8 protein-coding genes are annotated in these 12,261 nt (G+C 60.4%); 3 read left to right on the forward strand and 5 right to left on the reverse strand.

Features of this window, described 5'->3' with window-relative positions:
• Positions 1–54: 54 nt before the first annotated feature.
• The 3 genes from B5G09_RS03755 to recG all read right to left on the reverse strand — a co-directional run bounded on the left by B5G09_RS03755 (position 55) and on the right by recG (position 4,271).
• Positions 55–990 carry a hypothetical protein gene (locus B5G09_RS03755; RefSeq protein WP_087404109.1) on the reverse strand — a complete coding sequence of 312 codons (936 nt, stop codon included), beginning with the start codon at positions 988–990 and terminating at the stop codon, positions 55–57.
• A 323-nt stretch (positions 991–1,313) separates the two neighbouring features.
• Positions 1,314–2,111 (reverse strand): DUF3108 domain-containing protein, encoded by a 798-nt coding sequence (locus tag B5G09_RS03760; RefSeq protein ID WP_087404110.1) that lies wholly within the window; start codon positions 2,109–2,111, stop codon positions 1,314–1,316.
• Between the two features lie 48 nt (positions 2,112–2,159).
• Complete coding sequence (gene recG / locus B5G09_RS03765; RefSeq protein WP_087404111.1) at positions 2,160–4,271, reverse strand: ATP-dependent DNA helicase RecG; 2,112 nt, start codon at positions 4,269–4,271, stop codon at positions 2,160–2,162.
• A gap of 51 nt (positions 4,272–4,322) precedes the next feature.
• Here recG and ispG point away from each other — a divergent pair, with 51 nt between their 5' ends.
• Together ispG and B5G09_RS03775 are read left to right on the forward strand one after the other, a co-directional pair.
• Positions 4,323–5,840: a (E)-4-hydroxy-3-methylbut-2-enyl-diphosphate synthase gene (gene ispG / locus B5G09_RS03770; protein ID WP_087404112.1), complete on the forward strand. Its 1,518-nt coding sequence runs from the start codon at positions 4,323–4,325 to the stop codon at positions 5,838–5,840.
• Positions 5,841–5,993: 153 nt separating this feature from the next.
• The gene (locus B5G09_RS03775; RefSeq protein WP_087404113.1) at positions 5,994–6,599 is read left to right on the forward strand and encodes a WbqC family protein; all 606 of its coding nucleotides are present in this window, start codon (positions 5,994–5,996) and stop codon (positions 6,597–6,599) included.
• On the opposite strand, the gene B5G09_RS03780 is transcribed toward B5G09_RS03775, so the two are convergent.
• Both B5G09_RS03780 and B5G09_RS03785 read right to left on the reverse strand, forming a co-directional pair.
• On the reverse strand, positions 6,517–8,550 hold the full coding sequence (locus B5G09_RS03780) for a glycoside hydrolase family 2 TIM barrel-domain containing protein (protein ID WP_087404270.1): 2,034 nt from the start codon (positions 8,548–8,550) through the stop codon (positions 6,517–6,519). The two genes, B5G09_RS03775 and B5G09_RS03780, sit on opposite strands and share 83 nt — an antisense overlap.
• A gap of 230 nt (positions 8,551–8,780) precedes the next feature.
• A complete protein-coding gene (locus B5G09_RS03785) occupies positions 8,781–11,885 on the reverse strand; it encodes a hypothetical protein (protein WP_143256471.1) in 3,105 nt (1,034 codons plus the stop codon).
• A gap of 159 nt (positions 11,886–12,044) precedes the next feature.
• On the opposite strand from B5G09_RS03785, the gene B5G09_RS03790 reads away from it, so the two are divergent.
• Positions 12,045–12,257, forward strand: coding sequence for a helix-turn-helix transcriptional regulator (locus B5G09_RS03790; protein ID WP_232009245.1), 213 nt, complete (start codon positions 12,045–12,047; stop codon positions 12,255–12,257).
• Positions 12,258–12,261 lie beyond the last annotated feature (4 nt).

The raw sequence follows: 12,261 nt of genomic DNA on the forward strand, positions 1-12,261 counted from the left end.
GACCCGGAAAGGTCGGCAGCATGTCCGATGCAGCCGCTTCATTTCGTGCGGCCGTTATTTCATGACGACCTGCGTCTGACCGATCAGACGGCCTTCGCAGTAGAGCTCGACGGAGTAGGTTCCGGCGGCGAAACCCGTCGAATTGAAGTAGATGCCTACCTCGAGGTCCTGATTCTGGTAGTCGACCTCACGCATGGCCGAGTAGCTGAGTCGTTCGCCCTCGAATTCGAAGGTGGGCATCTGCTCGGTGGTCAGCACATAGCCGTCCGGGGAGGTGATGCGCACGTAGATGGCCTTGTTTCCGGGCGTGGCGAGTTCGTTGGCCGAGAGGACGAAGTCGACGCGCAGGCGCGAGGCGTTCTTGATGCGTGAAACGGGGTTGCTGCGGCTGTTGAGGGCCGAGAGGCGGATGTCGCGGGCGCGGAGTACGGCGCCGACCTTGACCTTGTTGTCGAGCTCTGCGGCCTTTTCCTCGGCCATTTCGGCGCGCAGGCGGGCCGTGGAGATCTCCTTGCGGTATCCGACGTTCTCCTTGATGAGCTGTTTGTTGAGCGTATTGAGCGAGTCGATCTGGCGGACGTATCCCTTCATGATCGTACGCAGCGTACCGACCTCCTTTTCATACTGTTTGATCTTGGCGAGGTTCCACGAACGCTCCTTTTTGAGTCGGGTCATGAGCGAATCGGCACGTTCGCGTTCGATGTCCAGGCCGCGGGAGATCGAGTCGTTGGAGATCTGGAGGTTGTCGTAGTCGGTCATCAGCCGGCCCAGATCGCTCTGGATCGAGTCGCGGTCGGCGCGCAGCAGTTCGTTGTCGATCATCTGCTGGCGGTGGATGCCGAAGTAGAGGGCCGAGAGGGCCACCAGAATAACCGAAAGGATGATAATGACGATGCGATAGCCGCGGATGGACTTTCCGGCATCGGGCTGCGGTGTCGAGAAGTCGTCGTCTTCGAAATCCGAAGGATCGTATCCCTGTTTGTTTTCCATAAAGGTTGGTTTTAGCGGTTCGAAGTTTGCCTGTTTCGCTCCGTTTTGCCGGATTGGATCGGGTTTGCGGGCGGTTTCGGCAACCGGACCGGGGTGTTGTCGATACTTACGGGCAAAGATAGTCAAAAAAGCGGAATCTGAAAGCCGTTGTCGGAGGATAGTTTGCAACACTTTTGTTGCCGGGGCTGCCGTTCGTGGTGCCGGAGTGGTTTGCTCCGTCCCGTCGGCCATCCGGCTCCTCGGCTATCCGGTTCCTCAGTCCTCCGGCTCCCCGGTTCCTGCCCCCCCCCTTGGCTTCCCGGCCCTTTGGCTCCCTCCCGGGCTTACCGGATCCGGCTTTCGAGAGGATACTTGAGCCCCTTGAACCCGGAGATATAGGCCTGAATGCTGCCGATCTTGACCGGGGACTCGATATAGAGCGGGATCTTGTTCCGGTCGTCGGAGATCCAGATGGTGAAGATTGTGCCGTCGGTGAACGAGTATCCCTCGGTGGTTCCCAGCTGGCATTCGAACTTCAGCGTGCGGAACCGGCCCATGTTGCGAATCTTCTTGTTTTCGCGTCCCAGATAGCGGTAGTGGATGTGCTTGATGGTGTCCTGCAGGATCATCTGCAGGGTCCCGACCTCGTCGACGCGGAAGTCCTCGGCCTCGGCCGAACGGAGGTTGAAGAAGAGCGAGATGGCGTCCAGGCTCTCGTTGGTCAGCGCCATGTTCTTTTCTTGGAAGGGGCGCTGCCGGCTTCTCCAGCGGGTGTGGACCGTGGAGTCGGGCCAGAGGTAGGTGTAGTAACTCTGGAAGGTGTAGTCACCCTCGCGCAGGTCGCTCACGAAGCGGACCGGACGCAGCGTTTGATTGTCGATCCAGACCGTATAGATATCCTCGAGGTTGTAGAACCAGCGGTAGGTGGGCAGTGTACGGCCGATGCCTTCGACCTTGTAGAAGTTGCGGCCGTCGCTCCGCTCCTCGGAGGTTCGGATCTCGACGGCGCCGACTTCGGTATTGGGGAACATCTTGGCCTTGTAGCTCACGCGGTAGAAGAGTTCTTCGCCCGGATGGTAGAACTGGGCGAAGAGGGGCGAGACGGCTGCCGCGAGGAGTATGCTGAACAGAAATCGTTTCATTGCAGGTGTCTCTTTTTTGGGGAATAAACGGGTTTTTGGAGCATTATATTACGAAATACGGGAAAAATCGAACTCTTCGCGTCCGGAATAGCGTCGGCGGAGCGCTTCGAGGCCGCGGTTTTCGGGCCGCGCGAGCTTCGGATCGGCGGCGAGCACCGCGGCGGCGGCTTCGCGCGAAAGGGTGAGGATCTGCACGTCGGCCGTCGGGCTTGCGATCTTCAGATCGAAGGCCATGCCGCTCTGCAGCGTGCCGTTGATGTCTCCGGCGCCGCGCAGCTTCAGGTCGAGCTCCGCCAGGCGGAATCCGTCGTTCGTCTCGCACATGGCGTCGAGCCGGGCGCGGGACTCGCGCGAGAGCTTTTCGCCCGACATGAGGATGCAGTAGGACTGTTCGCCGCCGCGCCCGACGCGTCCGCGCAACTGGTGGAGCTGCGAGAGGCCGAAGCGTTCGGCCGATTCGATGACCATCACCGTGGCGTTCGGGACATCGACCCCCACCTCGATGACCGATGTGGCGACCAGAATCTGTGCCTCGCCCTCCTTGAACTGACGCATCGACTCCTCCTTGTCGGCGGGCTTCATCTTGCCGTGGCAGATGGCCGTGACGTACTGCGGCAGGGGAAAGTCGCGCGAGATGGCCTCGTAGCCGTCCGTCAGGTCCTTGTAGTCCATCGCTTCGGACTCCTTGATGAGCGGGTAGACGACGTAGACCTGCCGGCCCTTGGCGATCTCCCGACGCATGAATCCGAAGAGCTTCAGCCGAGCGGCATCCGTATAGTGATAGGTCTTGATCGGGCGGCGTCCGGGGGGCAGTTCGTCGATCACCGAGACGTCGAGATCGCCGTAGAGCGTCATGGCCAGCGTGCGGGGGATTGGTGTGGCGGTCATCACGAGGATGTGTGGCGGCTGCGCGTTTTTGGTCCAGAGACGGGCGCGCTGCTCGACGCCGAAGCGGTGCTGCTCGTCGATGACTACGAAACCGAGGTTCGCGAACTGCACGCGGTCCTCGATCAGGGCGTGGGTGCCGATCAGAATCTGGACCTCCCCCGAGGCGATTCCTTCGAGGGCCTGGCGACGCTCTTTGGTCTTCGAGGCGCCGGTGAGGATGGCCACCCGCACGGGCAGTCCGTCGAGCATCCTGCTGATGGTGGCGAAATGTTGTCGGGCGAGGATCTCCGTGGGGGCCATCATGCAGGCCTGGAATCCGTTGTCGACGGCCAGCAGCATCGACATCAGTGCCACGAGGGTCTTTCCGCTGCCGACGTCGCCCTGCAGCAGGCGGTTCATCTGGAATCCCGAGACGGTGTCGCGGCGTATTTCGCGGATGACGCGCTTCTGGGCTCCGGTGAGCGGGAAGGGGAGCTTCTCGTTGTAGAAGGTGTTGAAGATGCCGCCGACCTTTGCAAAGAGGAATCCGTCGCTCTTCGAGAGGCGGGCCGTGCGGCGCTGCTGGATGTTGAGCTGTACGCCGAGCAGTTCGTCGAACTTCAGCCGGTACTGGGCCTGGCGGAGCAGTTCCTGCGACTGCGGGAAGTGGATGTTGTAGAGTGCCTCGGGCAGCGGGATGAGACCGTATTGCTGCCGGAGCGCCTCGGGCAGCGGATCCGTGATGCGGTCGCGGACGAGCGTCCAGGCGTTGCAGACGATCTGGTACATGCCCTTCGTGCCGAGGACGTTGCCGAGTTTTTCGGTCGAGGGGTAGATGCCCTGCATGCCGCTCTCGACCTTTCGCGAGAGGGCCTGCTCGACGGTCTCCAGTTCGGGGTGGGCGATCGAGAGTTCGCCGTGGAAGAAGTTCGGGCGTCCGAAGACGAGATACTCGCGGCCGACCTCGACCCTTTTTTCGATCCACTTGATGCCCTGGAACCAGATCAGTTCGGCGCGTCCCGAGTCGTCCTGCACCTGGACCGTGAAGCGGCGTTTGCGCCCCGCCCCGGCGTAGGCGACCCCCATGACGCGGGCGCGGAACTGCACGTAGGAGAGTCCGGCCGAGTCGGTGATTTCGGCAATACGGTAGACGCGCGTGCGGTCGATGTATCGGAACGGATAGTGCGAGAGCAGGTCGCCTACCGTACGGATTCCCAGTTCCCGGTCGAGGAGCTTGGCGCGGGCCTCGCCGACCCCCGGGACGTACTTTATGTCGTTGTCGAGTATCTCCACGAAGACAAAGATAGTTAAATTTGTACTATCTTTGTCGAAAACTCTCAGGAAATGGATCTGACGACATTCAGACGACGCCCGACGTGCGAGGTGCGGATCGGGCAGGTGACGATCGGCGGTGACCGTCCGGTGGCCGTGCAGTCGATGACCAATACGGATACGAACGACACGCCGGCGAGCGTGGCTCAGATCGAGCGTATCGACCGGGCCGGGGGCCGGATCGTGCGCCTGACGGCCCAGGGGCGGCGCGAGGGGGAGAACCTCTCCAACATCGTCCGCCAGTTGCGGGCCGACGGCTTCGATACGGCCGTCGTGGCCGACATCCACTTCGTGCCGGAGGTGGCCGCCATCGCGGCGCAGTACGTCGACAAGGTACGCATCAATCCGGGCAACTACCGCAACGAACACGGCGAATTCGAGGCGCTGATCGAACAGTGCCGCCGGCGGGGCGTGGCGCTGCGCATCGGCGTCAACCACGGGTCGCTTGCGCGGCGGGTCTTCGACCGCTGGGGTGATACGCCCGAGGGGATGGTCGTCTCGGCCATGGAGTTCCTGCGGATCTGCCGCGAGCGCGACTTCGACCAGGTAGTCGTTTCGATGAAGTCGAGCAACACGCGGGTGATGGTGGCAGCCTACCGGCTGCTGGTCGAGGCGATGGATGCCGAGGGGATGCATTACCCGATCCACCTCGGGGTCACCGAGGCGGGCAACGGCCTCGAAGGGCGCGTGAAGAGCGCCGTGGGGATCGGGGCGCTGCTGGCCGACGGCATCGGCGACACGATCCGCGTCTCGCTGACTGAAGCGCCCGAGAACGAGATTCCCGTGGCTGAGATGCTTGTCCGACACTTCGCTTCGCGTCCTGGCGTGTTCGAGGTCCGCCACCCCGAACGCTATTCGCCGACGGCCTACCGCCGCCGTTCGCACGTCACTGTACCCGTAATCCACAGCGAACCGCTCGACGGCTTTCGTATCCTGGAGGCCACGTCGGAGAATCCGACGGCCGAACTGCGCGCGGCGATTCTGAATCTGGAGACTCCCGACGAACCGGTTGTCGTGCGGCGCCGCTATGACGATCCCACGCTCGAGGCGGTGGCCGTGAAGGCGGCGGCCGACCTGGGGCCGCTGCTGCTCGACGGACTGGCCGACGGCATCTGGATCGATGCCCCGGCCCTTACCGCGGCGCAGATCCGCGATCTGGAGCTGATGATCCTGCAGGCGGCGCGCGTGCGCTTCTCCCATACGGAGTATATCGCCTGCCCGTCGTGCGGACGGACGCTCTACGATATCGAGCGGACCCTTGCGGAGATCAAGGCCCGTACGTCGCACCTGAAAAACCTGCGCATCGGCGTCATGGGCTGCATCGTCAACGGTCCGGGCGAGATGGCCGATGCCGATTACGGTTATGTGGGGGCCGGTCCGGGCCGCATTACGCTCTACAAGGGGCGTGAGGTGATCGTGCGCAACATCCCGCAGGAGGAGGCTCTCGACCGCCTGATCGAGCTGATCCGCCAGAACGGCGACTGGGTCGACGCTCCCGATGCTCCGGCAGCACCCGAGCCCTGCAACTGACGCCCCGAACCCTCCGATGTCTCCGATACTCTGATCGATCCGGATTCTCGAAACAGACGCTCCCGGACCCCGTCCCGGACTTGAAACTGATTCTCCGGGGCCCGAAACGACGCCTCCGGATACACCCATTGACCTTTATCACCCGCTCTGACGATGACCATACTTCCCCTTGCCTACCTGCCCTCGGTCTCCTATTTTGCCCGCCTGCTCCGCGGCGACTGCGTCGTGGACCTCGGCGAACACTTCGTGAAACGCTCCGAGCGCAACCGGACCCGGATTCTGGCCACCGGCGGCGTGATGGAGCTCACGGCCCACGTTTGCCACGCCAACCGCCCTCGGCAGCCGATGCGCGACGTGCGCCTCGACTACTCGAAGCGCTGGCAGCACCAGCATTGGGGGGCGCTGGTCTCCTCCTACCGCTCGTCGCCCTATTTCGACCACTACGCCGGACGCTTCGAGCCCTTCTACACGCGGCCGTACGACTTTCTGGTGGAGTACAACCTCGGATTGCTCGAGGTGCTGTGCTCGCTGGCCAGGATCCCGATGCCGACCCTCTGCGAGCGCTACGTCGAGGCCCGTCCGGGCGATCTCGACCTGCGCAGCCGAAACAGCGAGGGCCCGGCCTTCGAGGCCGAGCCCTATTTCCAGGTCTTCTCCGACCGGATGCCCTTTGCGGCTAATTTGTCGTTTGCGGACCTGCTGTTCGCCGAAGGCCCGGCGTCCGTTTCGGTTTTAGGACGTTGCCGATTCGGATCGTGACGCTGTCACGCAGCGCTCCGGCCATCGCCTTGATCTCGACCACGCCCTGCAGCGATACCGAATCCGTGCGGTACTGACACGGGGCATACTCCGTCACGGCCAGCGTGTCGGCACCTGCCATGATCAGTGGGGTTCCGGCCGACGAATAGACGCGGAAGAGCTGCATGTTGCCGTCGCGCATCCGCAGCCGCTTGTTGACGATGTGCAGCGTGGGTTCCGCGGTGTTCCACAGGGCCTTGTAGAGATAGAAGGCATCCTTGGCTTCGCGGCGGTTGAGGGTCAGCAGTCCCGTGCCGTTCACGCCGTAGGGGCGACGCGAAGATCCGTAATCGAACAGACTCTCGATCCATACCCCCCAGAAGAGCGAATCGTTCTGCAGGTTGCGGGCATACTCCTCGTGGAAACGGGTCTGCCGCTCTTCGGGCAGCCAGTTCGAGCGGGGGAGTGCCTGTGAGGTGTAGCTCTTGTGCCCGAGGAATCCCGGTTCGCCGTACTGCACGCCCGAGCGCAGATGGGACCAGTTCTTCTGCAGCAGGTCGCGCCATACGGCCACGTCGTCGGTCGATCCGCGCTGCCAGCCGACATCCTGTTTCCAGACGATCAGATCGGTGATGAAGTTGACGGTTCCGTCCTGATCGCTGCAGGCGACCGTCGGGCGCGAGGCATCCATCGTGTGAGCCGTCTCGTTCAGCCGGCGCAGATAGGGGGTTACGTCGTCGCCGCGCATCCAGAGTTGGGAGAAGATGCCCCACATGACCACCGAAGGATGGTTGATGTGCTGGGCGATGATTTCGCGCAGCTGCTGCAGCCCGTTCTCCTCGAAGGCCGGGGTTGCGAAGTAGGCCATGTCGCTCAGGAAGGGGGATCGCTGCAGCGGGGCGTCGATCCAGACCATCAGGCCGGTTTCGTCGCAGCGGTTGTAGAGGTACTGCGCATGGGGCATGACGGCCGAGCGGATGGCATTGGCGCCGATGCGGCGGACGACCTGCAGATCGGCATCGTAATCCTGGGCGACGAGGGTTCCGCCCGAGAGGGCGTTGTCGTGGTGCAGCACCACGCCGTGCAGCGGAGTCCGCACGCCGTTGATCAGGAAACCATCGGCCGGGGTGACGTTGAGCGAGCGGAATCCGGTCCGGACGACTACGCGGTCGGTGATGCTGTCTTCGCCGATGGCAGCCGTCACGGTGTAGAGGGCCGGATGGTCGGGGCTCCAGAGTTCGGGGTTCTCGACCTGGAAGGGAATCAGTACGGGTTTGTCCTCGATTTTGGCCTTCTGGCGTTTCGTGAAGAGGGTTCTGCCGTCGGGAGCCGAGATTTCAAGGTTGAGCATGCAGGTGTTTTCGCTGCGCGAGGTGAGGTGCACCTCGATTTCGCCTTCGGCGCGTTCCGCCGAGACGCTTTGCGGATGGATGAGCACTCCGTCCGAGCCGTAGTAGAGCGGGGAGACGGCGGTGGATTCGGTGACGATGAGTTCGGCCTCGCGGTAGATGCCGCCGTAGGAGTTCATGTCCGTGGAGGTGGGCAGCACGTCGTCGCGCCAGCTGTTGCTGACCATCACGAGCAGGGCGTTGTCCGTTCCGAAGCGGACCTTGTCGGTGATCTCGAAGACGAAGGCCGTACCGCCGCCGCGGTGGGTGCCGACGTGGCTTCCGTTGACGAAGACGTCGGCGACGCTCTGTACGCCGTAGAACTTCACGAAGAGGCGTTTCGAAGCCCACTCTTTGGGGATGTACATGCCGTTCATGTAGTTGCCCGTTGTTTCGAGCCAGTAACCCTGAGCCAGGGGGTCGGTGTTCCAACTGTGGGGAAGGGTGACATGGCGGGCATTGTCGGACGTACGCTCGGTCTTGAAGTAGAAGCGCCAGCCTTCGTTGATAGGGAATACCTCCCGGGCGCGGGCCGAGAGTGCGATTCCGAGCATCAGCAGCACAAGAGTTATGAATCGTTTCATGGCAGGACGTTTAAGGCTCCGATCGGCGAGCCGGGACTCTGTATGCCGGATGCGGCCGTCGGGGTTCATCCCTGCAAAGATACACAACGCGGTATGAAAATCAAACATTATTTTTCGTGAATTCCGGGCGGAGCCGGCCGGCGGAGACAAAGGAGCCGGGCGCGAATCGCTGCGGTTCGATTCTGCGCCCGGCATCACCGGTTATTTCCCTCTCCCTAAAGGGATTTTGATCAGTTGCCCGATGTCTCTGCGGGGTTGGCACCCGGAACGATGTGAACCGTTACCGTGACGGGTCCGCGTTTTCCGAATTTATAGCTGTAATTAACCTCAACCTCTACATCGAAAGCCGTGAGTGTGAGCGAGGAGTCGGTGATCAGGCTGACAACGCCGTCCGCCAGTTCGATGTTGGGGTTCTCCTCGACCAGCTTGTAGCTGGGTTTGCCTTCGATAGCCGTTGCGAGGTCGCTGTCGGCGAATACGTTCTTGCCGTTCTGGGCCGAAAGTTTCAGCATCGAGGCCACGTTGAACGTCTTGTTCTTTGCGTCGGTGTAGATCGAGGCATTGACATTCTCCAGCATCGAGATCTGTGCGTCGACGATCGGATCCTTGATTGCCACGGTGAACGTAGCCTCGTCGATCTGACGGCCGTTCAGTTCGAGTGCGGCCTTCACGTCGAGGGTCAGCCCCGTCCAGTCGTTCCAGGCCAGCTTGTTGTCGACAATGGCCGGAGCCTCTCCGCCCTCGAAATCATCCAGATTCGTGGCGATGCCGTAGACAACCTTCAGGCCTTCGATGCTCTGGTCGTAGAAGAAGGCTCCGTCGAGTGCCTTGTCGATGACGTCGAACGAGGTGCCCGAGATCTGGGTCTGAGCCGTAGCCTGTCCGTTCGAAATGATAGCGTCGTTGGCCTTCAGCTGCACGTTGGCGGGTTTGGCGAGCTGGACCTTGCTCGTGAAGAGAACCTTCAGATCTGCGATCGTTCCGTGGGTGAAGGTAAGCGTCGGCTGGTAGCTTTCGCCGAACGTGGCTGTATCCTCGAAGGTGACGAAGATGTTGCCCTCCTCGGCGCTCAGCGTAGCCTTGTCGCTGCCGGCAGCCGTCGGGGTGATATCCGTAAAGATGCCAGCCAGCGTCTCCTCGGTACCGAATGCGGCTTCGAGCTCGTCATTCCAAACCTTCTTGGCGTATGCGGCGGCGAAGTCCTCCAGCATTTCGAACCTGTTTTGACCCTTGTACTCCTTGATGGAGGTGGTTCCGTTCGAGAGGTCATAGCTCGGGAGAGTCGGCATGCCCGTCACGTCGATCGTGGCGTTGATCGTCGCGGTGGTCAAATCCTCGTGCATGTAAACGGCCTTCAGCTCGTAAGTGGCCGTCTCTTTCAGATCGCCCGTCAGCGTTACCTGAATCTGCTGTGCGTCGCCTGCGACACTCGGCGTCGTTGTCAGTGCGATCGTTGCGGTGATACCTGCGGCAGCCTGACCGTTCTTGGTAAGTGCTACGGTATACTTGCCTGCTGCGAGTTCGGCGGCCTGCGTGTAACCCTTCATGGCGACGTAGGTCTTCGGATCCAGCACATTCTCGGCAAGATCAATGGCCTCCTTGCTGTAATGCTGATCGGAGCTGGCCGCAGCATAGTTCCAGGTCATGGCAATGGCATCGGCCTGAACGTCCGTGTTGTCACCGACAATCGTGATTTCGTGCTGTACGCCGCCCACCTCAATCGTCTCCTCTTTGTATACGAGGTTGAAGGTGAACGATTCCGAGGTGATCTTTGAGTTGATCTCGCCTACGTTGCTTCCATTTGCCGCATCCTTGAACCTGACAGTCGTCGTTCCCAGTTCGTACAGGTTTTCCGTTCCGGTGGTCGTTGCCTTCTCCTCGGGAGCTGCGATCTCGATGAGGTCCTCGGCGTTTTCCCAGTTCGAAAGGGCCGTGTACTCGTCGCCATCCTTGTAGTAGATCGAGAATCCATCCAGGAAGGTGACGGTCTCATCCGAGTTGTATTTCAGCTCCGTTTTGTACATGCCGCCGTCGGGCTCAACGAATGCGCCATTTTCCATCTCTTTGGCGATGACGAGTTTGTCGTTGATCTCGCCGCCTTCCTCATAATCGGTTCCGATGTACGGGGTCGTGTAATCGATGCCGAATTTGCTGTCGCTGCCCTCAGCCGGAGCGATGTTGACGTTCAGGGCGATGGCCAGCGTCTCACCATCCACTTCGCCGTAGTTGTAGTTGCATTCGGCCGTAACCGTGAATGCTCCGGTGTAGGCCTCACCGTCCGACTCCTTCTCGGCGGTCACATCGGTTACCACGAAGAGCGGCTCACCGGCGCGGGTCTTCGAGATCTTCTCGGTTACGATGGAGGTGTTCTCTTTCGTAATCTTTCCGGCCAGCGAAGCGGGCGATACGCGGAAGGTGATCTTTGCCGTCTGTTTGTTGGTCTGGTCCAGGTAGAACTTCGTCGACTTACCGAACTGGATCCACGAAGTACCCTTGAACATGATCGTGTTGTTCTGAGCCTCTTCCAGCGTCGAGGGGACGTATACCAGCGACTGGATGCGGCCTTCGAGTTCGGCAACGCGGCTGATCAGCGGTGTGATCTCATCAATCAGGGTCTGCAGGGCGCTGTCGAGCTGCTCCTTGCCGATCTTGATGGTGCCGTTTTCACCCACAATCGCATTTTTCACGGCATCGGTAAGCGCATCGTAATACTCGCCCTGAGCCGATTTGATTTGATCGAAAACGTCTTTCACGGCACCGCTGGCTGCGTTATCCGCATACGTTTTGGTTGCTTCCGCGGTGAGATAGCCCTCCATCTGCGATCCCATCCAGGTCTTGATGCTCGATTCGAGATCCGAGAGATCGTTCTGAATCTCGGAAACGGCAGCAGCCACGGCCTGGTCGATTGCGCCGTTGTCCTTCGTGATGTCGGTCAACTTGAGCTCCAGGTCGCTCAGAGCCGTAGCGGTCGCATAATAGTTGTCCAGCGTTTTTTTCAGAGCATCGGCCGTCGTAGCCTTGCCGATCTCATCGTCGATATACGTTTTCAGGGTGTTTTCCAGTCCCTTGAGTGCGTCGAGCTGGCCTTTCAGATCGGTTACGCCCTCGAGTTTCCCTTCGAGGTCAGCGACACGCGAGGTCAGCGACGCGAGGTCGGGGATCGAACCCTTGATGGCCTCGATCTGCTCGGGCAGACTGGAGACCGTCACCTGCATCTCGTCGAGACGTTTGTTGATGTTGTCGATGTCGTCGTCATAGTCCTTACAACCGACACCGGCCAGCATTGTTCCGCTCAGGAGCAATGCCGTGAAATTCCTGAATAGATTGTGTTTCATAGTGGAATGATTGAATAAATGAGTGTGTTCGATCTTTGACTTTCAGTGTGTTAATGCATCAGTTTTTTCGCCTGTTGGTATCATATATGATACGCATGGTGCAAATATAAAGATAAAAATTTGTACCGCAAAATTTTTGTCAAGATTTTTGAAATGGGAATGGATTATCAGGAGGAGATAAGATATATCTCCGGGAGAATCAAGGAGTTGAGGAGGGCGAGTCAGCTGACGGTCCAGGAACTGGCTTACAGGTGTGACATGGAGAGATCCAACATGAGCCGTATCGAAGCCGGTCGAACGAATCTGACGGTTAAAACCTTGTGTATAATTTGTAACGCTCTGGGAGTCAAGCTTCGGGACGTAGTTCGCTGAGCCT

The organism is Alistipes sp. An54 (assembly GCF_002159375.1).
Lineage (GTDB): Bacteria > Bacteroidota > Bacteroidia > Bacteroidales > Rikenellaceae > Alistipes > Alistipes megaguti.

Bases quoted from the DNA above. Each gene is read 5' to 3' on its own strand.
- B5G09_RS03755 (WP_087404109.1), bottom strand. From the start codon at position 990: ATGGAAAACAAACAGGGATACGATCCTTCGGATTTCGAAGACGACGAC.
- B5G09_RS03760 (WP_087404110.1), bottom strand. From the start codon at position 2,111: ATGAAACGATTTCTGTTCAGCATACTCCTCGCGGCAGCCGTCTCGCCC.
- ispG (WP_087404112.1), top strand. From the start codon at position 4,323: ATGGATCTGACGACATTCAGACGACGCCCGACGTGCGAGGTGCGGATC.
- B5G09_RS03775 (WP_087404113.1), top strand. From the start codon at position 5,994: ATGACCATACTTCCCCTTGCCTACCTGCCCTCGGTCTCCTATTTTGCC.
- B5G09_RS03780 (WP_087404270.1), bottom strand. From the start codon at position 8,550: ATGAAACGATTCATAACTCTTGTGCTGCTGATGCTCGGAATCGCACTC.
- B5G09_RS03785 (WP_143256471.1), bottom strand. From the start codon at position 11,885: ATGAAACACAATCTATTCAGGAATTTCACGGCATTGCTCCTGAGCGGA.
- B5G09_RS03790 (WP_232009245.1), top strand. From the start codon at position 12,045: ATGGATTATCAGGAGGAGATAAGATATATCTCCGGGAGAATCAAGGAG.